Origin of the sequence: Tardiphaga robiniae, from assembly GCF_001618955.1 — a bacterium.
GTDB classification, from domain to species: Bacteria; Pseudomonadota; Alphaproteobacteria; order Rhizobiales; family Xanthobacteraceae; genus Tardiphaga; species Tardiphaga robiniae_A.
The window spans coordinates 281,477-305,000 of sequence record NZ_LVYV01000001.1 but is presented as its reverse complement, the minus strand read 5'-3'; the positions used below and the strand labels follow the sequence as shown (position 1 = coordinate 305,000).

25 protein-coding genes and 1 tRNA gene (1 of these 26 only partly in view) are annotated in these 23,524 nt (G+C 61.1%); 19 read left to right on the top strand and 7 right to left on the bottom strand.

Going from position 1 to position 23,524, the window contains the following annotated elements; genetic code table 11:
- From A4A58_RS01465 to A4A58_RS01455, 3 genes are all read left to right on the top strand, one after another.
- On the top strand, positions 1-149 hold the 3' portion of the coding sequence (locus A4A58_RS01465; RefSeq protein ID WP_068730369.1) for a hypothetical protein. 460 nt of this gene lie to the left of the window's left edge; only the last 149 of its 609 coding nucleotides appear in the window; its start codon lies off the left edge, out of view; the stop codon is at positions 147-149.
- A gap of 177 nt (positions 150-326) precedes the next feature.
- The gene (locus A4A58_RS01460; protein ID WP_068729147.1) at positions 327-530 is read left to right on the top strand and encodes a hypothetical protein; all 204 of its coding nucleotides are present in this window, start codon (positions 327-329) and stop codon (positions 528-530) included.
- Between the two features lie 105 nt (positions 531-635).
- Entirely contained in the window at positions 636-1,178 is a 543-nt protein-coding gene (locus A4A58_RS01455) for a methylated-DNA--[protein]-cysteine S-methyltransferase (protein ID WP_068730368.1), read from the top strand.
- A 79-nt stretch (positions 1,179-1,257) separates the two neighbouring features.
- Here the strand turns inward: A4A58_RS01455 and A4A58_RS01450 are convergent, their stop codons facing one another.
- The 5 genes from A4A58_RS01450 to A4A58_RS01430 all read right to left on the bottom strand — a co-directional run bounded on the left by A4A58_RS01450 (position 1,258) and on the right by A4A58_RS01430 (position 5,347).
- The gene (locus A4A58_RS01450; protein WP_068729145.1) at positions 1,258-1,875 is read right to left on the bottom strand and encodes a glutathione S-transferase family protein; all 618 of its coding nucleotides are present in this window, start codon (positions 1,873-1,875) and stop codon (positions 1,258-1,260) included.
- A gap of 69 nt (positions 1,876-1,944) precedes the next feature.
- Positions 1,945-2,787 (bottom strand): fumarylacetoacetate hydrolase family protein, encoded by an 843-nt coding sequence (locus tag A4A58_RS01445; protein WP_068729143.1) that lies wholly within the window; start codon positions 2,785-2,787, stop codon positions 1,945-1,947.
- Positions 2,788-2,876: 89 nt separating this feature from the next.
- A complete protein-coding gene (locus tag A4A58_RS01440; RefSeq protein WP_068729141.1) occupies positions 2,877-3,728 on the bottom strand; it encodes an MBL fold metallo-hydrolase in 852 nt (283 codons plus the stop codon).
- Positions 3,729-3,962: 234 nt separating this feature from the next.
- Complete coding sequence (locus A4A58_RS01435) at positions 3,963-4,745, bottom strand: SDR family oxidoreductase (RefSeq protein WP_068729138.1); 783 nt, start codon at positions 4,743-4,745, stop codon at positions 3,963-3,965.
- Between the two features lie 86 nt (positions 4,746-4,831).
- Entirely contained in the window at positions 4,832-5,347 is a 516-nt protein-coding gene (locus A4A58_RS01430; protein WP_068730367.1) for a CvpA family protein, read from the bottom strand.
- A gap of 111 nt (positions 5,348-5,458) precedes the next feature.
- Here A4A58_RS01430 and A4A58_RS01425 point away from each other — a divergent pair, with 111 nt between their 5' ends.
- The gene (locus tag A4A58_RS01425) at positions 5,459-6,220 is read left to right on the top strand and encodes an SDR family oxidoreductase (RefSeq protein ID WP_068729136.1); all 762 of its coding nucleotides are present in this window, start codon (positions 5,459-5,461) and stop codon (positions 6,218-6,220) included.
- Between the two features lie 286 nt (positions 6,221-6,506).
- Positions 6,507-6,583: transfer RNA gene (locus A4A58_RS01420), tRNA-Met, on the top strand.
- Positions 6,584-6,669: 86 nt separating this feature from the next.
- Here the strand turns inward: A4A58_RS01420 and A4A58_RS01415 are convergent.
- Positions 6,670-7,251, bottom strand: a complete 582-nt coding sequence (locus tag A4A58_RS01415; protein ID WP_349509564.1) for a recombinase family protein — start codon at positions 7,249-7,251, stop codon at positions 6,670-6,672.
- On the bottom strand, positions 7,248-7,391 hold the full coding sequence (locus tag A4A58_RS31735; protein WP_349509563.1) for a hypothetical protein: 144 nt from the start codon (positions 7,389-7,391) through the stop codon (positions 7,248-7,250). Before A4A58_RS31735 ends, A4A58_RS01415 begins: the two co-directional genes overlap by 4 nt.
- Positions 7,392-7,847: 456 nt before the next feature.
- Between A4A58_RS31735 and A4A58_RS01410 the strand changes: the two genes are divergently transcribed.
- The 14 genes from A4A58_RS01410 (at position 7,848) to A4A58_RS01345 (ending at position 23,493) form a co-directional block, all read left to right on the top strand.
- Entirely contained in the window at positions 7,848-9,008 is a 1,161-nt protein-coding gene (locus A4A58_RS01410; protein ID WP_068730366.1) for a transporter substrate-binding domain-containing protein, read from the top strand.
- On the top strand, positions 9,005-9,670 hold the full coding sequence (locus tag A4A58_RS01405; protein ID WP_068729134.1) for an ANTAR domain-containing response regulator: 666 nt from the start codon (positions 9,005-9,007) through the stop codon (positions 9,668-9,670). The genes A4A58_RS01410 and A4A58_RS01405 overlap by 4 nt, the downstream gene beginning before the upstream one ends.
- An 11-nt stretch (positions 9,671-9,681) precedes the next feature.
- On the top strand, positions 9,682-10,920 hold the full coding sequence (locus A4A58_RS01400) for an urea ABC transporter substrate-binding protein (protein ID WP_068729133.1): 1,239 nt from the start codon (positions 9,682-9,684) through the stop codon (positions 10,918-10,920).
- A 107-nt stretch (positions 10,921-11,027) separates the two neighbouring features.
- On the top strand, positions 11,028-11,900 hold the full coding sequence (locus A4A58_RS01395; RefSeq protein ID WP_068729131.1) for an ABC transporter permease subunit: 873 nt from the start codon (positions 11,028-11,030) through the stop codon (positions 11,898-11,900).
- 13 nt (positions 11,901-11,913) lie between these two features.
- A complete protein-coding gene (locus A4A58_RS01390) occupies positions 11,914-12,978 on the top strand; it encodes a branched-chain amino acid ABC transporter permease (RefSeq protein ID WP_068729129.1) in 1,065 nt (354 codons plus the stop codon).
- On the top strand, positions 12,978-13,694 hold the full coding sequence (locus tag A4A58_RS01385) for an ABC transporter ATP-binding protein (protein ID WP_068729127.1): 717 nt from the start codon (positions 12,978-12,980) through the stop codon (positions 13,692-13,694). The genes A4A58_RS01390 and A4A58_RS01385 overlap by 1 nt, the downstream gene beginning before the upstream one ends.
- Positions 13,687-14,400 carry an ABC transporter ATP-binding protein gene (locus A4A58_RS01380; RefSeq protein WP_068729125.1) on the top strand — a complete coding sequence of 238 codons (714 nt, stop codon included), beginning with the start codon at positions 13,687-13,689 and terminating at the stop codon, positions 14,398-14,400. Before A4A58_RS01385 ends, A4A58_RS01380 begins: the two co-directional genes overlap by 8 nt.
- A gap of 45 nt (positions 14,401-14,445) precedes the next feature.
- Complete coding sequence (locus tag A4A58_RS01375; RefSeq protein WP_068729123.1) at positions 14,446-15,435, top strand: acetamidase/formamidase family protein; 990 nt, start codon at positions 14,446-14,448, stop codon at positions 15,433-15,435.
- A 15-nt stretch (positions 15,436-15,450) separates the two neighbouring features.
- Positions 15,451-17,187, top strand: a complete 1,737-nt coding sequence (locus A4A58_RS01370; protein WP_068729120.1) for a nitrilase-related carbon-nitrogen hydrolase — start codon at positions 15,451-15,453, stop codon at positions 17,185-17,187.
- 70 nt (positions 17,188-17,257) lie between these two features.
- Entirely contained in the window at positions 17,258-18,013 is a 756-nt protein-coding gene (locus tag A4A58_RS01365) for an SDR family NAD(P)-dependent oxidoreductase (protein WP_068729118.1), read from the top strand.
- Between the two features lie 79 nt (positions 18,014-18,092).
- Complete coding sequence (locus tag A4A58_RS01360; RefSeq protein ID WP_139069767.1) at positions 18,093-18,437, top strand: hypothetical protein; 345 nt, start codon at positions 18,093-18,095, stop codon at positions 18,435-18,437.
- Positions 18,438-18,525: 88 nt separating this feature from the next.
- The gene (locus A4A58_RS01355) at positions 18,526-19,419 is read left to right on the top strand and encodes a LysR family transcriptional regulator (protein WP_068729114.1); all 894 of its coding nucleotides are present in this window, start codon (positions 18,526-18,528) and stop codon (positions 19,417-19,419) included.
- 106 nt (positions 19,420-19,525) lie between these two features.
- A complete protein-coding gene (locus tag A4A58_RS01350; RefSeq protein ID WP_068729112.1) occupies positions 19,526-21,613 on the top strand; it encodes a hydantoinase/oxoprolinase family protein in 2,088 nt (695 codons plus the stop codon).
- Positions 21,610-23,493, top strand: coding sequence for a hydantoinase B/oxoprolinase family protein (locus tag A4A58_RS01345; protein WP_068729110.1), 1,884 nt, complete (start codon positions 21,610-21,612; stop codon positions 23,491-23,493). Before A4A58_RS01350 ends, A4A58_RS01345 begins: the two co-directional genes overlap by 4 nt.
- Positions 23,494-23,524 lie beyond the last annotated feature (31 nt).

Below are 23,524 nucleotides of genomic sequence, written 5' to 3'. Positions count from 1 at the left end.
AAATGCCGGCCAAGGACAAGAAGGCCGCGCTCGCCGATCTCAACGCCGCGCTCAAATCGCCGCCGCCTGCAGTCGAGAACAAGGGCAATATCGATCTCGTCGGCAAATATTACGACAAGCTGGCCGCAGCGATGCAGAACGACGAGTAAGTCCGCCATTGCCATCGCACGGCTTGGACTTCTGAAGATCGGGGCCGCGGTACGGTCCCGATTGTCGTTGGAGGCCAGGCCAACGCTACGAAATAACGCCTTGGCGTGCTCCGAATTGTTGTCTAAGCCCTCGTTATTCCGGCTTTCACGAGCCTTTCACTGACGCGGGAGACCGACATGTCGAATCCGAAAGAAGTTCCCGCCCTCCCGCTGAAGGGCTACAGCCTGTTGGACTTCCAGCCCGATCCGACCGTGGTCGGCATCTCCTTCGACACCGAGGCGGGTGTGTTCATGTTCGTGGCCACCAAGGAAATCCTCGACATGCTCGGCCAGGCTTTCATCCACAAGGCCGCCTCAATGCCATCGCGCGAGCAGAGCTGAGACAAAGCTGTTCGCCGCTCCGGAATCGGGTGGCGGATGGCTGAAGATCGTCGCAAACTCCGGACCTCACCACATCGGATGCTGATGCGATCGATGGAGGCTCATATGACCGACGTTCAGTTTACTCTCTTCGACACCGCCATCGGCCGCTGCGGCATCGCATGGGCCGATCGCGGCATCATTGCTGTGCAACTGCCGCAGCCAGACGAAAAGCAGACCCGCGTGCGCATCAAGCAGCGCCACGCGGATATCGTTGAAGCCGCACCGCCGCCCGCGGTACAGGCAGCCATCGACGGTATCGTCGAACTGATGACCGGCAAGCCGGTCGATCTTCTCGATATCGATCTCGATCTCACCGACGTCCCCGAATTCAATCGCAACGTCTATGCGATTGCCCGCCAGATACCGCCGGGCGCAACGCTGACTTATGGCGATATCGCCAAGAAGCTTGGCGGCGTTGAACTGTCACGCAATGTCGGGCAGGCGATGGGGCAGAATCCGTGTCCGGTAATCGTGCCGTGTCACCGGGTGCTGGCTGCCGGCGGCAAGCCGGGCGGATTTTCGGCCAATGGCGGCGTCGAGACGAAGCTCAAGATGCTCGCCATCGAGGGCGCGTATGTGAATCACACGCCCTCGCTGTTCGATTAGACCTGCCGCAAGATTGCCGCAGGCCTGACGCAGGATTTTCGCAAGCTGACGTGAAATTGCGTCAGGCCGCTTTTCGATCCTAACCCTTTGGCGGAACGGAGATCTTGACCGATTCCCGCTGCAGCATCTTGTCGTGGAAAGCGTCGAGTTTCGGAAACGCCTTGTGCCATCCGCAATCCGGGAAGCGGAAGTCGGCATAACCGAGCACACAGACGAGCGCGATCTGCGCCGCATCCATCGGACGCGTCAGGATGTCCGGATGATTTTCGAAACGCGTCAGGCCCTGCCAGGCGCGATCCCACTGATCGTCATACCAGGCCTGCCACAACAGCTCCTTCGGGCGCACGCCGACCTCGTAGCGGCAGAGCAACATCGCATCCGTCATGCCCTGCAGCATTGAATGCTCGCTCTTCACCTTCCAGCGCGCCGGACCGGAGGCCGGGATCAGCTTGCCGCCGCCGGCGAGCTCGTCGAGATATTCGGTGATGACATAGGAATCGACGATGACATTGCCATCGTCGAGGATTAGCGCCGGCAATTTCCTGACCGGGCTGATGTCATGGGAATAGGTCTCGTTCTTCTGCGTCGGTGCGACTGAAGCCGCCACCAGTTCGATCTTGTCGATCAGTCCGAGTTCGATCGCCGCGATGCGCACCTTGCGTGCAAAGGGCGAACCCGGAGAAAAAGTCAGCTTCATGTTGAGTATCTTTCATAAATTGAAAAAGCGCGGACACGCCCATGCGTGTCCGCGCGAGATCAAGGGCGCTTAAGCCGCAACCACTTTCTGTTTCTGCTCGCCGAGCTTCTCGATGCCGAGCGTCATGACGTCGCCGACCTCGAGGAATTTCGGCGGCTTCATGCCGAGGCCGACGCCGGGTGGCGTGCCTGTGGTGATGATGTCGCCGGGCATCAGCGTCATCATGCCGGACAGATACGAGACGATCTGCGGCACGTTGAAGATCATGGTCGCAGTCGAGCCGGTCTGGCAGCGCTTGCCGTTGACGTCGAGATACATGCTGAGCTTGTGCACGTCGCCGACTTCGTCTGATGTGACCAGCCACGGGCCGAGCGGGCCGAAGGTGTCGTGCGACTTGCCCTTGGTCCACTGGCCGCCGCGCTCGATCTGGAAGAAGCGCTCGGAAACGTCGTTGCAGACGCTGTAGCCGGCGACGTGCTTCAGCGCATCGGCTTCGGTCACATATTTGGCCCTGGTGCCGATGACGATGGCGAGTTCGACTTCCCAGTCGAGCTTGGTCGAGCCGCGTGGCTTCTCCACGTCGTCATTCGGGCCACACAGGCTATTGAGCGCCTTCATGAAGACGATGGGCTCCGACGGAATCGGCATGCCGGATTCTGCAGCGTGGTCCGCATAGTTCAGGCCGATGGCGATGAATTTCGGCTTGCCGCCGACGGGCGAGCCGATGCGCGGAGCGCCGCTCACAGCAGGCAGCGACGCCGGGTCGAGTGCAGCGAGCTTGGCAAGATTGGCGGGCGCAAATGCATCGTCAGCCAGATCCTTCACCTGGCCGGAGAGGTCGCGCAGCTTGCCGTCCTTGTCGATCAGTCCCGGCTTTTCGCTGCCGAACGCGCCGTATCTTACGAGCTTCATTGTCGTCTCCCTTGGGGCTTGCCTGAAAGGTTGTGGAACAAGGCGCGGGGAAATTCAACCGCGCGACCGAGAGGTCAGAGTCGCAAAAACTAGTGCTGCAGCGCGGCAAATCTGAAGGCGCCACCCTCGCGTGAAATGCGGCCGGCGCCGAAGTGGCCGCCGATCACCAGTGTCGGCGTATCTGCAAAACGCGAGAACAATGCGCGTCGCGATACGGCGGATTGCAGGGGATCGGCATCCGCCGTGGACGACCAGTCGAGATGTGCCATCTGCACCGGATGATGCGCGGCGTCGCCGGTCAGCAGTGCTCCCTCGCCTGCAGACCTGATGTGCACGCTCATATGGCCGGGACTGTGGCCCGGCGTCGGGATCAGCGTGATCTCGTCCGACAGTTGCGCATCGCTGGCAACGAGATCGGCCAGTCCGGCATCCGCGATCGGCTTCACGGAATCGTTGAACACGGCGATATGCGCCTCCGTATCGCTATGCGTCTTCCAGTAGTCATATTCCTGCCGGCCGAACACATAGCGTGCGTTCGGGAACGTCGGAACCCATCGGCCATCGACCAGTTTTGTATTCCAGCCGACATGATCGACATGCAGATGGGTGCACAGCACCGTGTCGATACTCTCCGGCGCGAAACCCGCTGCCGCCATGTTCTCGAGGAACGGCGTGTGCAGGTTATTCCAGGTTGGGACCGAGCGGCCCTGCTTGTCGTTGCCGAGACAGGTATCGACAATGATTTTTTGCGTCGGCGTTTCCACGACTAGCGCATGGATCGACATTTTCAGCCGGCCTTCAGGGGTTGCAAATTCCGGCATTAGCCATGGCAGCGCATGGACTTCATCGGGGCCGACCTGCGGGAGAATGAAGCGTGTGCTGCCAATCGTCTCGCCTTCGATGATCTGCGTGATCCTGACCTTGCCGACCGTCCATTGCATCAGGCGTTCACCCTATTGTTTTTTCGGCTGGAAGATGCGGGTTTCCAGCTTAGCGCGCAATGGATCATCTTGCGGGGCTGCGCGTTGTCTGGATGGAACATCAGGTCCTGCAGCGAGGAGTGTGCGATGCCAGAACTAGCGATTTCATCGGAGAAAGTGAGCTTTGCGTAACCCAAAAAGAAAAGGCGATCGGCCGCGCAGCCGATCGCCTTTCGCGTCTTGAGATATCGCCGCTTACATCGTGCCGGGGAAAGCGCCGCCGTCGAGAACGATGTTCTGGCCGGTGATAAAGCCGGATTTCGAACTGCACAGCCAGGCACATGCCTGACCGAATTCATCGGCTTCACCGAAGCGACCCGACGGATTTTCGGCCGCGCGCTTGGTCAGGATCTCGTCGACCGAAAGACCTGTCGCCTTGACCTGACCGGCTGCAACGCCCTTCAGGCGATCGGTGTTGAACGGGCCGGGCAGCAGGCCGTTGATGGTGACATTCGCACGCACGGTCTTGCGCGACAGGCCGGCGATGAAGCCGGTAAGGCCGCTGCGCGCGCCATTCGACAGGCCGAGCACATCGATCGGCGCCTTCACGGCGGCCGAGGTGATGTTGACGATGCGGCCGAACTTGCGCTCCATCATGCCGTCCACCGTCGCCTTGATCAGTTCGATCGGGGTCAGCATGTTGGCGTCGATGGCCTTGATCCAGTCGTCGCGGGTCCAGTTGCGGAAATCGCCGGGCGGCGGGCCGCCGGCATTGTTAATGAGGATGTCGATCTGGCCGGCTGCCTTCAGCGCGGCTTCGCGGCCTTCGACCGTGGTGATGTCACCGACGACTTCGGTGACCTTGACGCCCGGATAGGCCTTGCGGATATCGGCAGCGGCTGCCGCCAGCACGTCGCCGCCGCGTGCAGTCATCGTGACATGCACGCCTTCCGCCGCCAGCGCTTCGGCGCAACCACGGCCGAGGCCCTTGCTGGATGCGCAGACAAGCGCGCGGCGGCCTTTGATTCCAAGATCCACGATATCACTCCTGAAGTTGTCGAACTGGCGAAGAAAAGAGGGGGCCAGTCTAGCCCGTCGCAAGCGGCCTGATAAGAGCGCCGACGTCAGAGCCGGTGCGCGCGTTTCCATTGCTCGATCGTGGCGGTCATGTCCGGCGGCAGCGATTTGACGCCCTTCTGCCCGGCCAGCGATAGCAGGGGCCGCAGCTGTGAGCCGGTCATATAGGCCGGCTGCCGATCGGCCGGCACCAGCTGGTCGAAGATCAGCACCAGCGTCACCGCGATCAGGCCGACGCGAATGGCGCCGAGCAAAGCACCGCCGAGCCGGTCGCCGATGCCGATCTCGTGGCCGATTATGTCGTTGATCGCCATGCGCAGCAGCGAGCCGAGCACGATCCCGGACACCAGAAAGATCGCGAAGAACAGCAACGAGTTTTGCGTGGTCGGGGTGCTTGCGCTGCCGGACAGTTGCGGCGCGATCAGCCCGGTGATCCAGACAGCCATCGGCATGGCGATCAGATAGCCCAGGATGGTGACCGCACTGCGCAACAACCCGGCGCGAAAGCCAATGACCATGGCGACGATCAGGCCGACATAAACGACGACATCGAAACTGTTCATCGTGTCCTCGTTCATTTCAGCCAATTCCGCGTCAGAGAAATCGGCGGAGTGCGGCGGTTTGCGATCGCGGCAAGGCCGGGTATCACTAGGGCAAAACCAAAGGGAAATGCCATGTCCGGGATATTCGACGTCAGTAAAGAAATCATCCTCATCACCGGTGCCTCGCAGGGCCTTGGCCGGCAATTCGCGCGCGTTCTGGCTGCACATGGCGCCGCCGTGGCGCTGGCCGCGCGGCAGACCGACAAGCTGAAGAGCCTGCAGGAGGAGATCACGGGCAAGGGTGGCCGCGCCGTCGCTGTGCAGATGGACGTCACCGACATGGCGTCGATCGGTGGGGCGTTCGATGCCGCGGAGGAAGCGCTCGGGCCGATCAGCGTGCTCATCAACAATGCCGGCATCGCCGTCGAGAAGCTCGCCGTCGACCAGACTGAAGCCGATTGGGATTCCGTGATAGGCGCCAACCTGAAGGGCGCCTATTTCGCGGCGACCGAAATCGCGCGGCGCATGATCGCTAGGAAGCAGGAAGGCAATATCGTCAATATCGCCTCGGTGCTGGGTTTCGGGCTGACCAAGGCGGTGTCGCCCTATGCGATCTCGAAAGCCGGCATCGTGCAGGCGACCAAGGCACTCGCGCTGGAACTCGCCGGACATCGCATCCGCGTTAATGCGCTTGCACCGGGCTATATCGACACCGACATCAACCACGCCGTGTGGGACACACCGGTCGGTGAGAAACTGGTCAAGCGCATTCCGCAGCGCCGGGTCGGCCATGAGTCGGATCTCGACGGTGCCATCCTGCTGCTGGCCTCCGGCGCCTCGCGTTACATGACCGGCAGCACGGTGACCGTGGATGGCGGCTTTCTGCTGAATTAGGCTGCCACAGGGTGCCCAGCGGGCCTTGGAAGGCTGTTTGGCTCTGTGAGGTCCGTCACTGGGCCGGACTGTGCCGAAACAAGGCAGATTGGCGCGTTCCCGGACCGTCATAAAAGCGCAAAAAGATCGCCGCTGCCCCTTTCCAAAGCAGGCTGGCATTGGTACATACCCCTCGCACCGAGGGCTTTGCCCCGGTTGCCTTCTCAGGAAGCCTCCGGACTGGGATCGATCGACGCCTTGGCGTTGGCCGACTTCGTTTCGTTCTCCGGTTTTCCGAAAGGTTTGGCGCGGGGTGGAGCAGCCCGGTAGCTCGTCAGGCTCATAACCTGAAGGTCATAGGTTCAAATCCTATCCCCGCAACCAAACATTCACCCGCTATTCCAATAGGATAGCGGGTTTTTTGTTGCCTTGAATTCCTTTGGGTCATTCGGCAAATCGTCACCGCGTCGTCACCGTGAAAAAATGTCGCGCTGAGATGATGGACCTCGTCCGATGTCAGTTAGATCACGCATTAGGGCGATTTCGCTCTGACGTGTTTTCACCGCCTGCCCGAGTTCATCGTCGATAATCCTGAGTGCTGGAACCTCAACGACAATCCACTCTGATTCCGCGTTCATGCGCGACACCCGCCGCCCGGTGCTCGGGTCTTTGACGTAGCGCTGTCTGTTCCACACCAGCCGGCCGACATACAACTCATTGTTGATGAGGCCAGTGCCGCGCTTTACGTGTCCGCGGATCGTCGTGTCATTCCATAAGTTTTCATCGGGACCGACGATACCCTCAGCATTTAGAGCTTTCGCGATCGCGCGCGGGCAGATGCCAGACGCGAATTCCTTGAAAGTGCGTCGCGCCACAATTGCCTGTGCTTCATCGATCTCGCGATCGCCGCGGATAGGCTCGCCACGTTCGTCCAGCTTTTTGACGATGCGATAGCCGTAGCAGAGACCACCGCCGGACTTCCCGTCTTCGACGCGGCCACGCAGGCCGCGATGCGTTGTTGCTGCAAGGTCCTTGAGGAACAGGGCGTTCATTGTGTCTTGAGTCCAACGTATAGTTCGCTGATTTCGCCTTCGGCCAGCATGATGATCGGTACACCGGCAAAGCGGAGATGCTTGAACAGCGTGGCGACATCTGCCTGATCGCGACTGATGCGATCTAGCGCTTCCGCCAATACGACGTCGAATTATTGGTGCTGAGCATCCTGCAAGAGCGTCTGGATGCCCGGTCGCAAGATCATACTGGCGCCGGAAATTCCCGCGTCCTTGCAAGTGCTAACGATCGTCCACTTCTCGCGTCAGGTGATGCTTTGCATCGGCGTCAGAATGAATGCTGACGGAAACGACCGTCATTGGTGCTCGTGCAACCAGTATAATTTTTCCCTAACGCCCTGCTTAGTTTTGCTGCAGCGAGGCGTGGATTGAAGCAACTCCCGCCGCAACAACGCGCTTGACAGCATGGTCGATCTAAGGGAGCCTAAACTGCAAGCGTTGGGCAAAGCTGCCCGATAACGCTACAAGTTCAAACCATTTCCAACACCGCGCTTTGAAATTCAAGCGTGTCCAGTTGGTGGCGAGGGCGCCCTCGGCTTCACAGCCGGCGGGCGCTTTTTTTGTTTTGGATCGGGCTGATGATGCGGAAGCACTATCGTATCGGTGTGATGTTCTCGACGACAGGGTCTTACAGTGTCGTCGCACGCTCGATGCTGAATGGTGCGTTGCTGGCTTTCCAGGAAAATGCCGAAGCAGGCGGTGCGGTGACGCTGGAGCCGGTCGTGGTCAACCCTTCGGGCGATCTTACGCGTTACCACGCGCTGAGTTTGGAATTACTCGGCGCCGGGATCCGCCAGGTTTTGGGCTGTTATACTTCTTCGAGCCGCAAGGAGGTCATTCCGTGTTTCGAGAAGTTCGACGGGTTACTCTGGTATCCGTCGCACTATGAGGGATTCGAGAGTTCGGACAATGTGATTTATACCGGGGCGTCACCCAATCAGCACGTACTGCCACTGGTCGACTATCTCGTTTCGCGAGTCGGCACCCGTGCGTTCTGTGTCGGCTCCAACTACATTTGGGCTTGGGAGAACAACCGCATCTTCCGCGAAGCGTTGACCGCCCGTGGAGGTACCGTGGTCGCGGAGCGATACCTGCCTGTGGGCGATACCGAATTCGATCAGGTGATATTGGCGATCCTCAAGCAGCGCCCCGATTTCGTCTTCAGCAATCTGATCGGCACCAGCGCCTATGCCTTCTTCCGCGCTTTTCGCGCCGCCTGCCGCGCGCGCGGGATCGATCAGGTCAATGAAATTCCGGTGGCCAGTTGCACGCTGTCGGAGCCGGAGCTTGCGGAGATTGGCGACGAGGCTATCGATGGGCATCTTAGTTCCAGCGTCTACTTCTCCTCGCTGGAATCGCCGGCGAATGCGGCGTTTATCACGGCCTATGCCAAGGCCTTTCCCAACGGACCAGTATCGTCCGCCGATGCAGAAGCGTCCTACATCGCCGTCAAGCTTCTGGCCGCAGCATTGGAGCAGGCGGGTACCGATGATGCACGCGCCGTGCGCGCTGCGGTTGCCAGCCAGAGCCTGCTGGCGCCGCAGGGCGAGGTGCGCATCGATCCACAAACCTATCACGCCTGGCTGACACCGCGGATCGCCCGTTCCACCCTCAATGGGCAGTTTGAAGTGCTGCTGGAGGCGCGCAGTCCGATCGCGCCCGATCCTTATCTCGTTCAGTCGTCGCCGCGCTTTGCGAGTGCAATGCGCTCTCCCATGCTCAGAGTGGTGCAATCATGACATCTCGGTTGCTGCAGAATTTCAAAGGTGGTCGCGCCCTTGTCATCATCGGACGCGGAGGAAAAGAGGGCGCGCTCGAGTCCACTCTCGCCAAACTCGGTGTGACAACCGAGTATCCCGACATCATCGACGGCCGCGCGCAGATTGATATCGGTAGCCTACAGCTCGAGCGTGACATTCTGTTCGTTGATGGCGATCTCGAAGGTGCGGTTGCGATCGAGGTCAATCCGGCTTCGCGCCTGCCGCCGGTGCCGGTGATCGGTCTGGTCGGTGTCGAGGCGCCGAGCCGTCTCAAGGCGCTGGTCAATCTCGGTGCTACTTCCTTCCTGCGTAAGCCGGTTCACGGCGGCGCCGTCTACACGTCACTGTTCATGGGCGTCAACCAGTTCATGTTGCGCAGCGACATGTATGCCCGCCTCCAGGATCTTGAAGGACGCCGTCGTGGCCGCCGCGCGGTGATCCGTGCGGTGATTTTCTTGATGCAGCAGGAGGGTCTCGATGAAGAGCGCGCCTATTCCCAGCTCCGCCGCGAGAGCATGCGCGCGCGGCAGAACCTGGAACTCTACTGCGAAGAGTTTCTGAGCAGACGGGCGAATCCGCCCGACATTCCCGGCCGCGCGACCAGCATCACGCTGCGAGGCGACAACAAGCAAGCGATGTAGGAGACACCGACATGACCAAGAATGTGTTGCGGGGGCTGCGCGCCGTAGCCCTCACGGGGACGCTTGTTCTCGCGACAGGTGCGGCGTTTGCGCAAACCCCGATCAAGCTCGGAGTACTGGAGGACCAGTCCGGCGATTTCGCGGTGGCGACCATCGGCAAGGTGCATGCGATCCAGCTTGCGGCCGAGGAGATCAACAAGGCCGGTGGCATCGATGGCCGGCCGCTTGAGCTGATCACCTACGACACCCAGTCCGATAACACGCGCTATCAGGAATTCATGCGGCGCGTGCTGCAGCGTGACAAGGTCGACGTGGTATTCGCCGGCTTCTCGTCCGCTTCGCGTGAGGCCTATCGCCCGATCGTCGATCAGTTCAACGGCTTCGCGTTCTACAATAACCAGTATGAAGGCGGCGTCTGCGACGGCCACATGATTGTCACCGGTGCGGTGCCCGAACAACAGTTCTCCACGCTCATTCCCTACATGATGGAGAAGTACGGCAAGAACGTCTACACGCTCGCCGCCGATTACAATTTCGGCCAGATCTCGGCGGAATGGGTGCGCAACATCGTCAAGGAGAACGGCGGCAAGATGGCTGGCGAGGAGTTCATCCCGCTCGGTGTGTCCCAGTTCTCGCAGAGCATCCAGAATATCCAGAAAGCAAAACCGGATTTTGTGGTGACACTCCTGGTTGGTACCGCGCAGGCCTCCTATTACGAGCAGGCGGCATCCGCCAACGTCAGTCTGCCGATGGCCTCGTCGGTCAATGTCGGGCAGGGCTACGAGCACAAGCGTTTCAAGCCGCCGAGCCTGAAGGACATGTATGTCACCACCAACTACATCGAGGAGATCGACACGCCGGCCAGCAAGGCATTCTATGCCAAGTTCAAGGCCAAGTTCCCGAGCGAACCCTATGTGAACCAGGAAGCGGAGAACTCCTATCTCGCAGTTTATCTCTACAAGCAGATGGTCGAACGAGCGAAGTCGACCAAGCGAGAAGATATCCGCAAGGTGATCGCGGTTGGCGACGTTTGCATGGACGCGCCGGAAGGCAAGGTCTGTATCGACCCGAAGAGCCAGCACATGTCGCATACGATTTATCTCGCCAAGGTTGGAGCCGATCATTCGATCTCGTTTCCGAAAGTGTGGGAGGGCATCAAGCCGTACTGGCTGGGCGATGCCGGTTGCGATCTGACCAAGAAGGATCCGATGGCGCAGTACACGCCCTCGAACCCGCCGCCGAAACCCTGACTTCGGCGGCGGCGCCGCCCCGGCAGGTACGTCTGCCTGCCGGGACAGCGTTCTCGAAGAGCTGAAGTCTCCCTCGCATTTCGAATTTTCTTCATCCCGGTTGGTTCATGGACATCGCAACGCATATATTTTCAGCGCTCTATCAATTCGGCGATGCTTTCGCTTTTCTCGTGCTGTCGGCATGCGGGCTCGCGGTGATCTTCGGCATGATGGGCGTGATCAATCTCGCCCATGGCGAGTTCATCATGTGCGGCGCCTATGTGACGGCTTCCACTGCCCATGTCGGTCTGCCGCTGCCGCTGGCGATCATGGCCGGAGCCATCGTTGCCGCATTGGTCGGCGCGCTGGTCGAGCTCGTGGTGATCCGCCATCTCTACGACCGGCCGCTCGACACCATCGTGGCAACCTGGGGCCTAAGCCTCATTGCGACCCAAGGCACGCTGATCTTGGTGGGCTCGTCCATGGCCGGTGTGGGAACGCCGTTCGGCAGCTTCCAGGTCGGCGAGTATTCTTATTCCATCTATCGCCTCGTGCTGTTCGCCTCCGCGCTCGGTGTGCTCGGCGGCCTTTATATGCTGTTCAACTGGACCCGCTTCGGTGTGCTTGCCCGCGCCACCATCCAGGTGCCGCACATGGCGGCGGCTCTCGGTGTCGATACCCGCCTAATCTACAGCCTCACCTTTGCTTGCGGCGCCGGGCTCGCTGGTCTTGCGGGTGGCCTGTACGCCCCCACCATGACGCTGGTGCCAACCATGGGCGCCACCTTCATCATGGAAGCCTTCGTCACCGTGGTGATTGGCGGCGCCGACGTGTTCCTCGGCACCGCGCCGGCCGGCGCCGTGCTCGCGGTGGTGAAGTCGGTGATGACATCGTGGCAGGGACAATTGTTCGGTCAGATCGGCCTGTTGGTCGCCGTGATCATCGTCGTCCGAGTCCTGCCGAAGGGCATTTCCGGATTCTTGCTGCGCGAACGAACCTGAAGGATCCGCAGCTGTGAACGGTTTGCCTGGTTTCCTCCGCCTTCTCGAAGGCCCGCAGACCGTGGGTCGTGGCCCGGCGTTCTGGATCGTGTTCGCCATCGTATTCGCGATGGCCTGCGCCTATCCGCTGTTCAGCGACGGCTATACCGTCGGCAATACAGTGTATTTCTTCGTCTGGGTGTTCATCGCGCTCAGTCTGTGCCTGATCTGGGGCTACGGCGGCTCGCTCTCGTTCGGGCAGACCGCGTTCTTTGGTATTGCCGGTTATAGCTACGGCATCCTCACGCTCAATTTTGGCTCGGCTTATGGGTTCACGCTAGTCGCACTGGTGCTGGCGATTGCGATTGCCGCACTGTTTGCCCTACTGCTCGGCTATTTCATGTTCTTCGGTCGCATCGCCGGTGTTTTCCTCGGCATCGTCACACTGGCGGTGACGCTGATGCTGGAGCGTTTCATGGCTCAGACCGCAGGCCCCGAATGGCGTATCGGCGTGGCGCGCCTCAATGGCTTCAACGGCATGAGCGCGATGCCGCCGCTGACGATCCCATGGCCCGGTGGCGACATCGTGCTGTTTGCCGATATCGGGCTCTATTACGCGGTGCTTGGATTGCTGTTGCTGGTCTATCTCGGCCTGCGCATCCTGATGAATTCTGCATTCGGCAATGTCATCGTCGCGATCCGCGAAAATCCGGAGCGCGCGGAGATGCTGGGCTACGACGTTCGCAAGTATCAGCTCATCACCTTCGTAATAGGGGCGGCGCTCGCAGGCATTTCCGGCGTGCTCTACACGGTGTGGGGACAATACATCACGCCGTCGAGCATGGGCATGACCGCAGCTGCGTTGCCGCTGATCTGGGTCGCAGTAGGCGGTCGCAGCGATCTCACCTCGACCTTGATTGGCACACTGGTGGTACTCGCGGCCTTCCAGGCCCTGACGATCTACGGCAGCCAGTACGCGCTGGTATTTATGGGCGTGCTGTTGGTGCTGACCGTGCTGATCGCACCGAACGGGCTCGTGCTCGGCGTCATGAATCTGATTTCCCGGCTCGCCACACGCCGCAGCAAGGGAGACGTCTGATGGCGCTTCTCGAGCTTCGCGGACTCAATAAACATTTCGGCGGCTTGCATGTCACCAATTCGGTCGATCTCGTGCTTGAGGCCGGTGAAATCCATTGCCTGATCGGTCCGAACGGTGCGGGGAAGAGTACGCTGTTCAGGTTGATCCTAGGCGAACACCATCCCGGCAGCGGCGATATTCTGTTCGCCGGCGAGAACATCACTGCGCTGAAACCGTTCGCGCGCATTCACCGCGGGCTGTCGGTCAAATTCCAGGTGCCTGGCGTATTCAAGGGATTGTCTGTCCGACAGAACCTCGAAATCGCCCTGCAGCGGACGCATCGCAGCGTTGAGCTCGCGCGCGAGATCGATCGGTTGCTGACGTTCCTCAACCTTGAAGCCGAGCAGATGCAGACCGCCGGGAATCTGAGCCACGGCCAGAAGCAGTGGCTCGAAATCGGCATGGCGATCAGCCTGAAGCCGCAACTGTTGCTGCTCGACGAGCCGACTGCGGGCATGTCGCCGGAAGAAACGCATCAGACTGGCGAGATGGTGCAGCGATTGAATGCGGACGGCATGACGGTGTTGGCGATCGAGCACGACATGGCCTTCGTGCGCCAGGTCGCGCAGCGCGTCACGGTGCTGCATCTTGGACAGGTCTTCGCGCAAGGCTCGATCGATGAGATCGTCGCCGACGAACGCGTCGCCGCTATCTATCTGGGGCAGGCCCATGCGTAAGGAAGTCATTCTCTCGACGCAGGCCTTGCGCGCCGGTTACGGCGGCAAGCCGGTGTTGCAGGGCCTCGAAATCGAGGTACGGGAGAGCGAGATCGTCGCTGTGATTGGCCGCAACGGCGTCGGCAAATCGACGCTGATGAAAAGCCTGATTGGCCTCGTGCCGGCGATGAGCGGTTCGATTGTCTATCGCGGCGAGGCCGTCGAACTGTTGCCGCCGCACAAACGGGCGCGGCTTGGCATGGGTTATGTGCCACAGGGGCGCGACGTGTTTCCGCGCCTGACGGTGGCCGAAAACATCGCTGTCGGCGCTGCGATCAAGGGCGATATCCCCGAGGAGGGACGGCGGCGGATCGTGGAAGCCTTTCCGATCCTCGCGGAGCGCTGGAGCCAGCGTGCCGGCACCATGTCTGGCGGCCAGCAGCAGCAACTCGCCATCGGGCGTGTGCTGATTGCCGATCCCCACCTCATTTTGCTCGATGAGCCATCCGAAGGCATTCAGCCGAATATCGTTCAGGACATTGCCCGCAACATGGTCGAACTCAACCGCAGCACCGGCGTCACTATCATCCTGGTCGAGCAGAATCTCGACATGATCCGCGCCATGGCGCAGCGCTGCTACGTGATGGACAAGGGGCGCATCGTCGCAAGCCTCGATCGGGCCGCGCTCGACGATCAGGCAGAAATGCGCCGTCATCTCGCGGTCTGAAACCAACCCACGCCCATAACAACACAGAGACGAAGGAGAGAATCGATGGCCTGGCAGGAAAATTCGATCATGGCGAGCAAGGGCGTCGCCAAGGGAAAACCCGGCACCCATCACATGATCACCGAACAGGATCAGGGCAAGTACCACTATGTCTATGGCCCTTACGTAGGGCCTGTGCTGACGGTCGATCCCGGCGCTGTGGTCTCCGCCGAAACCCATGATGCGTTCGAGGGCGCCATCAAGCACGAGACCGACATCCCCTCGAAGATTCTCAACTTTCCCTTTCTCAACCCGCAGAACGGGCCGATCTGGATCAACGGAGCCGAGAAGGGCGATACGCTCGCGGTCTATATCGAAAGCATCGTGCCGCGTGGGCCGCAACCGCGCGGCACCACTGTCGTCATGCCGGAATTCGGCGGGCTGGTCGGCACCGGCCAGACCGCGTTGCTCAATCCGGCTTTGCCCGAGCGCGTCAAGAAGCTCGAGATCACTCTCGAGAACGGCACCAAATGGAACGACAAGATCACGCTGCCCTATGAGCCGTTCATCGGCACCATCGGCACTTCGCCGGAGATCGAGGCGATTTCGTCGCTGGTGCCGGACTATTACGGCGGCAACATGGACCTGCCCGACGTCGGTGTCGGTGCGGTGATCTATCTGCCGGTCAATACCAAGGGCGCGTTGCTCTATCTCGGCGACTGCCACGCGGCGCAGGGCGACGGCGAACTCTGCGGCGTCGCGATCGAGCATCCGACCGTGACCACGGTCCAGATCGACTTGATCAAGGGCTGGAGCATTGCGTGGCCGCGGTTGGAGACCAGGGACTTCATCATGACGATCGGCTCGGCGCGGCCGATGGAAGATGCTGCGCGCATCGCCTATCGCGAGCTTTGCCGTTGGATGACGGCCGATTACGGCTTTGAGGAGATCGATGCCTACATGCTGCTGACCCAGACCGGCCGCGTCCGGCTCGGCAACATGGTGGATCCGAAATATACGCTCGGCGCTTCGATCAAGAAATCGTTTTTGGTCTAAAAGGGTAAGCCGATCATGTCGCGCGTGCACAAGGTTGCCACGGTTCAGTTCGAACCGACCATGTTCGAGAAGGAGCGCAATATCGCGCGGCTGCTCGAACTCTGCGAAGCGGCGGCGACAGCGGGCGCCCGGCTCATCGTTACGCCGGAGATGGGCACCACGGGTTATTGCTGGTTCGACCGGGCTGAGGTCGCGCCTTTCGTCGAGACGATCCCGGGGCCGACCACGGATCGCTTCGCAGCGCTCGCGCGGAAACATGACTGCTACATTGTTGTCGGCATGCCGGAGGTCGATAGCGACAGCATCTATTTCAACTCTGCGGTGCTGATCGGACCCGAAGGTGTGATTGGCCAGCATCGCAAGACGCATCCCTATATTGCGGAGCCGAAATGGTCGGCGGCAGGCGATCTCGGCCATCAGGTATTAGACACGCCGATCGGGTGCATCGCGCTGCTGATCTGCATGGACATCCACTTTGTGGAGACCGCGCGTCTCGTCGCCTTGCAGGGCGCCGACGTGATCTGCCATATCTCGAACTGGCTCGCTGAGCGCACACCGGCTCCGTATTGGATCAGCCGGGCGTTCGAGAACGGTTGCTATCTGATCGAAAGCAATCGGTGGGGACTTGAACGCACCGTCCAGTTCAGCGGCGGCAGTTGCGTGATCGCGCCGGACGGAACAATTGCGGCCCTGATCGATGGCGGGGACGGCTTCGCACTAGCTGACATGGATCTGGACGCGTCCCGCGCGCGGCGTGTTGGCGGTGAAGCCGTGTTCTCTCAGCGCCGCCCCGAACTCTATGCGGGGCTGCTGTCCGATACGTTCAGCTGGAATCCCCGCGATTTTTTCAAGTTGTACGGCCACAAGCCCTGGCCGACGGGGCGGACGTCGCGGGTCGCGGTCGCGCAGATGAGACCCGGTGACGACGTCGAAGCAAATCTCGCGCGCATCACCTCGCTTGCGCGGCAGGCGGAGCTTGAGGGCAAGGCCGACCTCGTCGTGTTTCCGGAGCTCGCGCTGAACGGCCTCAACAATCCCGGCGCGCGAGCGCAGACTGTTCCGGGGCCGGTGACCGATCAGCTCTGCCGTCTGGCCGTCCAGCTCAAGGTGTATCTTGTCGTCGGCATCGCCGAGCGTAACGGCGATGCGATCTACAACAGCGCGTGCCTGATCGGGCCTGAAGGCCTTGTCGCGGTTTACCGCAAGACCCACTTGACGGAATCCGAGCGTGCCTGGGCGCGTCACGGCGATGACTGGGTGGTGGCCGACACGTCGGTCGGGCGCGTCGGTCTCCTGATCGGTCACGATGCGTCGTTTCCCGAAGCCGGCCGCATCCTCGCGCTGCGGGGGTGTGATCTCATTGTCTGCGCGGCAGCGATGAAGGAACCTTTCAGCTCCCCGCATCCGGGATCGCTTGTATCGCAGAATTATCCGATCCCGACTGGCGCCGATCCATATCACTGGCATCACTTCAGGGTTCGCGCCGGTGAGAACAACGTGTTCTTTGCGTTCTCGAATGTGTTCGATCCTGTCAACGGATATCCGGGCCTTAGCGGCGTATTCGGCCCCGACACCTTCGAATTTCCGCGTCGTGAGGCGATTGTGGTGGACGCTGAAGGCACGGCGTCGGCGGCGGTGGACACCACGAATCTCGACAGCGTCTATCCGACCAACATTGTGCGCCGGAAAGATCTGGTCGCGATGCGGATGCCGCATAGCTACCGCGCATTGATCAAGAAGGCTACGGGATGACATACGCGCGAGAGAACCGATGACAATCACGCAAGCGGAGTAGTCAGGCGTCTCAACCGAGGAGTGAACCATGGATCTGGGATTGAAGGGTAAGACCGCCCTGGTGACGGGTGGAAGTAAGGGAATCGGTCGTGCGATTGCGGATATGTTCGCTGCCGAGGGCGCCAACGTCGCCATCTGCGCGCGACAACAGGAGCAGATCGACAACGTCGTTACGGCCTTGCAGGCCAAGAGCGTCAAGGCCTGGGGCAAGTCGACCGATGTCGCCGATCCCGTCGCCCTGAAGCGATGGGTTGACGGTGCGGCGGCCGAACTCGATGGCGTCGACATCCTTGTCTGCAATGTCAGCGCGCTGGCGGTCGGCGACACCGCGGAAACCTGGGAAAAGTCGTTCCGCACCGACATGATGCACACGGTCAATGCGGTGGCGGCCGCGCTTCCTTACCTGGAAAAATCGAAGACGCCATCGATTGTCATCGTCTCCAGCGTCTCCGGGTTCGAGGTCGATTTCGCCGCCGGCTCCTACGGCGCCTTCAAGGCGGCACTGATTCACTATGCCAAGGGATTGAGCAATCAGCTCGCCGGCAAAGGCATCCGCGTCAACGCGGTGTCGCCCGGCAACACCTATTTCGAGGGCGGCATATGGCAGGGCATCGAGCACGGCTCGCCCGAGCTTTACAAAACGGCCATGAGCTTGAATCCGACTGGCCGAATGGGAACCGCGGAGGAGGTGGCGGCCGGGGTTGTGTTCGTGGCTAGCCCGATCGCGAGCCGCATCTCGGGTACCAATCTCATCATCGATGGTGCGCTGACGAGGGCTGTGTAGCTTTGAAACGAGATAGGCGTCGGCACTGGTCGGTGACAGCGTTGCAACGCTGATTACGCAGGCTTCGGTGTCGTCCTATGTGCGCAAGTTGCTGCCGCGCTGGGGGATGGCCGAACAGGTTTCCGCGATGATGCCGTGGGACATGCCGCTGGCGGAAGCCTGGCAGCGCCGCGGCGAGATGCGCGAGCTGACGCTGCGTCTGTGTCGTGAAGCGATGGCAAGGGTCGATGTCAACGTCGTCCTGCCATTCTGCGCTGTGTTCGTACCCTTCATGGTCGATCCCCATGCGATCGAGGACGAGATCGGGATACCCGTCATCAACGGTGTTGCGGTCGGCCTGCGCACGGCCGAGATGTTCGTCGATCTGAACATGGTTCACAGCAAGAAAGCTTACCCGCCCGCCCCCAGCGCGTTGTGGGAGTGACGATCCCGTCAGTGAGGTGTGCTATATCGTTGCGGCGGATACGACGCGTCATTCCGCACGCGTCGCGGCATAGGCAAGGGGCATATCGTTGGATTTCCGGCAGTTACGCTATGCTCTTTCGGTCTCGAAGGAACGCAGCTTTACCCGAGCCGCGAAGCGGCTAAACATCTCGCAGTCCGCCGTCAGCGAACAAGTCAGGCTGCTTGAGGAGGAAGTGGGTTTTGATCTGTTCACGCGGACCTCGCGTGGCATCGAGGCGACTGATCGCGGGCGCACCTTTCTCTATGAATCCGAACGCGTGGTCGGCGATCTCTTGAGCCTGTCCGATACGGCGCGGCGATTGCGCGGAGCGGTGCTGGACACGCTGACGATCGCGATGGGCTCGGGCATGGCGCAGATCTTCATGCCGCGTCTTTTCGCTGACCTCAAAGGCGAACTTCCGGGCGTGCGGCTGGAGATCATCACCGCACCGACCCGTAATATTTTCACAGAGCTGCATGAGGAGCGGATCGACGCTGGCCTGGCCATTGAGTCGGATCCGGACCGGTTGCCGTCCGGGCTGGTCGTCGACCGGCTGGTCGATGCCGAAATGGCGCTGATCGTTCCGGCCAAGCATCCGCTCGGGCGTGGCAAGCAGCCGGTCGATATCGGTCGCCTTCTGGCCGAGCCGTTGATCATGAGCGAACTCACCGTCGGCTACGGTCAGGTGGTGATGTCGCTGTTCACGGACCTCGGCATGCGTCCGAACGTGATCGCCGTCGTCGATAACATCGAGACCATCAAGATCATCGTGCAGTCCGGCGGGGGCATCGCCATCGTGCCGCGCGCCTGCGTCACCAATGAAGTCGCACTCGGTCTGTTGAAGGCGATGCCGATCGCGCCGGCGCGAAATGTTGCATTCAGCCTGTTTCGTAGGCGCCAGCCGATGTCACGACGCAAGGAAACCGCGCTTCAGAAGATGCTTGAGATGCTGAAGGGCTAATCGTCCCTGCTATCTGTTTTTCCGATGGCGCCATCGAAAATCGGATTTTGACTCTGCAGCGGCCGCGGACCCATGCTGGCGCATCTTCACATCGGAAGTTGTCAGTATGTCTCAAACCGCCGCTCCTCGTTTTCGCATCGGAATCGATACCGGAGGGACCTTTACCGACATCGTGTCGGTGGACGCTGCTACCGGTGCGATGGCGGTCACCAAGGTCTCGAGCACGCCATCCAATCCGGCTATCGGTCTGGTGCGCGGCGTCAACGACATTCTCGCGCGGGCGGGTGCCGGGCCGGCTGACGTTGCCGGGCTGGCTCACGGGACGACTGTCGCCACCAACGCACTGCTGCAGGGCGGCATCGAATCGCTGGGGCTGATCGTCACCTCGGGCTTCCGCCATTTGCTCGAAATTGCGCGACAGTCTGTGCCTGATGGTTACGGCAATTCCTATTTCTGGGTGAAGCCGGAGCGGCTGGTGCCGCTGCAATTTGTTCGTGAGGTTGGCGGTCGCTTTGACTTCAAAGGCAATGAGTTGCGTCCCCTCGACGAAACCATGGTGCGGGAGGCCGCACGCTTTTATCGCAAGCACAAGGTCCAGGCGATCGGCATTTGCCTGATGCACTCCTACGCTAACGACAGTCACGAGCGTCGCGTCGCCGAGATCGTCGCCGAGGAATATCCCGAAGCGACGTTGTCGCTGTCCTGCGTTGTGTTGCCGGAGTATCGCGAATACGAGCGCGCGGTCACAACCCTCGTCGATGCGTTCGTAAAACCCTATCTCGACCGTTATCTGAAGCGCGTGCATGACGAGTTGGGTCCGCTGCAGAGCGTGCCGTTCCTGGTTATGCAGTCGAGCGGCGGCGTCGCCAGTTCTGAACAGATCCTGCGCAAGCCGATCACGACAGCGCTTTCCGGCCCCGCGGCAGGCGCTCTCGGTAGCGCGGTCATTGCCGACATCGCCGGCTTCCCCGATCTGGTGACGCTGGATGCGGGTGGCACCTCGACCGACTTTTGCCTGATCGAAAACGCCAAGCCGCAACTCACCAACGGCGGCTCGGTTGGGCAGTTTCCGGTTCGCATCCCGATGATCGATATCTCCACCATCGGCATCGGTGGTGGTTCGATTGCCTGGATCAGTCGCGAGGGGCATCTCAAGGTCGGTCCGCGCAGCGCCGGCGCAGTGCCGGGGCCGATGTGTTATCCGAACGGCGGCAATGAGCCCGCGATCACCGATGCCAATCTGGTACTGGGGCGGCTGCCCCCGGCGCTGATCGGCGGCGGCATCGTGCTCGGTGTCGCGCGCGCCCGCGCCGGCATCGCCGCGCTGGCTTCGAGGCTGCCGGGTAACATGACCGCGGAACAACTCGCTTTGGGTATCATCGAGATCGCTAACTGGGCGCAGGCCAACGCTATCCGCCAGATGACCATCCAGCGCGGCATCGATCCGCGCACCTTCGCACTGCTGTCGTTCGGCGGTGCAGGCCCGGTGCAGTCGCCGGCGGTGATGGACCTTCTCGGCATGAAGGCCTGTATCGTGCCGCCGAATCCCGGCAACCTCTCCGCCTTCGGCCTGCTCGCAGTGGACTGGCGCACGGATCATATGGTCACCAAGGTGATGCATGAGGACGCCATCGACCTCGCCGACATCGCGCAGCGTTATGCGGTGCTGGAAAAAGAAGCCGTTGCCAATCTGGAGCGCGATGGCATTGCTGTCTCGCAGATCCGGCTGGTGCGCGAGGCAGACCTTCGCTACGCCGGGCAGTCGATGGAGGTGCGGGTCACCGCGCCTGCAGGACCCACGGACGCGGCGTTCCTTGCGGGTCTCACCGGCGCATTCCACGCTGCGCATAGGAAGACGTTCGGCTACGATTATGCCGGCCAGCAGAAGATCGAACTCGTCAATCTCTGCGTCTCCGGTTTCGGCGTGATCGATCGGCCGCAAATGCCGAAGCTCGCCGCAGGCGACGGCAAGTTTGCAGCGAAAGGCACGCGTCCGGTGTATTTCGAATCCGGCTTCGTCGATACGCCGCTCTATGATCGTGCGACGCTGCCGCCCGGCGCACAGATTGTCGGTCCAGCTGTCGTCGAGGAGTTTGGCTCCACAACGATGGTTTTTCCCAAACAGTATGTCGAGGTCGATCAGCACGGCATTCTCTTGATCCGTCCGGTGTCGTCGAAGGAGGCGATGAGATGAACCAGCATAGCAAGCATCCCTGGCCCACTGCGCCCGCGCGTGACGTCGCCCATGTCGACCCTATCGTGTTACAGATCGTCGAGGGCACGCTGAATTCCATCGAGGCGGAAATCGAGTATGCCATCGAGCGCACCGCACGCTCGCCGATGATCCGCGAGGCGCATGACTATCGCGTCGGCCTGTTCGACCGCTATTGCCGCAAGCTGACGGGGCGTTCCTATTCGGCGATGCCGAATGCAGTCGTTCGCGACTTCCCGCCGGAAACCATGAAGCCCGGCGACGTGTTCCTGATGAACGACACCTATCTGACCGAGGGCTCGATCGGCCATCTGCCAGATCTCTGCAGTACGGTGCCGGTGTTCCACGAAGGAATCGTGGTCGCCTATATCCAGGCATTCGGCCATCACGACGACGTCGGCGGCAAGGTGCCTGGCTCGATGCCCGGCACGGCTGCCACGGTGTTCGAGGAAGGCATGGCGATTCCGCCGGTGAAGATCTACAGCGAGGGCGTCAAGAACGATGCCGTCTTCACCATCATCAAGCGCAACACCCGCGTGCCGGAAATGCTGTCCGCGGATCTCGACAGCGAGGTGCAGGCCTGCCTGATGGGCGCGCGCCGCATGCAGGGATTGTTCGAGCGTTTTGGCAAGGACCAGGTCGAGGCCTGTTTTCAGGCCATCCTGGACAAGTGCCGCGACATCTACCGCAACGAGTTGTTGAGCAAGATCGCGGATGGCGAATACGCGTGGGAGGACTATGTCGAACACGATGGTCTGACTGATCCCAAGCTGCACAAGATCGCGATCAAGATGACCAAGAAGGCCGGCAAGATTGTGCTGGACTTCAATGGCACCGATCCGCAATCTACCGGTCCGATCAACTGGCCGACCGACTACGCCGACGGTGCCTTCCTGATCAAATGGATCGCGCCGATCCTGCGGAATCTCGCCGACACGCCGGAGCGCGCCGCCGAAATTCACGTCAATGAAGGCGTGTGCGACGTATTCGAGATCGTCTTTCCGCCAAAGGGCACGCTGATCACGCCGGAATGGCCGGCGGCGACCAATGCGCGCTCATTCGTGCTGCTACGTAGCCTCGGGCTGCTGGCCGGCGTGGTGGCAAAGGCGGTGGACGGGCGGATGCCGGCGGATCAGGAGACCATCCGCTATACCGGCTTCTACGGCAACGATGCGGACGGCAAGCCATTCCTATCGCGCGAGGTGCTCGGTGGCGGGTCCGGGGGCCGTTATTATGCCGACGGCAACGATGCGATCCATATCGTGCCGGACTCCCGTAACCAACCAGCCGAATTCACCGAGACCCGGTTTCCGGTATTGGTGGAGAAACTGGCGCTGTCGACCGATTCCGGTGGAGCCGGCTTGCGGCGCGGCGGGCAGGGTTATGAGAAACACTATCGTGCGCTGGTGGATTGCCGCACCATCGTCACTGCAGATCGCGTCCGCCTGGGCTGCTACGGGCTGAAGGGTGGCAAGGCAGGCGAGCCGTTCTGCGTCACGGTGGATGCCGAAGGCGAAGCCCGCAAGCTCGGGGGCCTGGTCGATGGCGCCGAGGTGAAGAAGGGCCAGGTCGTGCAGGTGGTCACCACAGGCGGCGGCGGCTGGGGCGACCCGTTAACGCGGGAACTGCCGCTGGTGCTGCGCGACGTTATCGAAGGGCGGGTCTCGATCGCCGCGGCGCAGTGGGACTACGGTGTGTTTTTCACGGCGGCCAGCACGGCGGACGAACCGGTGATCGACGAAGCCGCGACTGCGGCAAAGCGTGCGGCGGTGGCCAAGGCGCGGCCAGGCGATCTGCCTATGATCGATCGCGGGGAGGGTTACGAAAAGATGCTGCGCGGAGAATTTCGGTCCCGGATGTAGCGGCGACAAAAGCAGCCGCCGAATCCTTTCA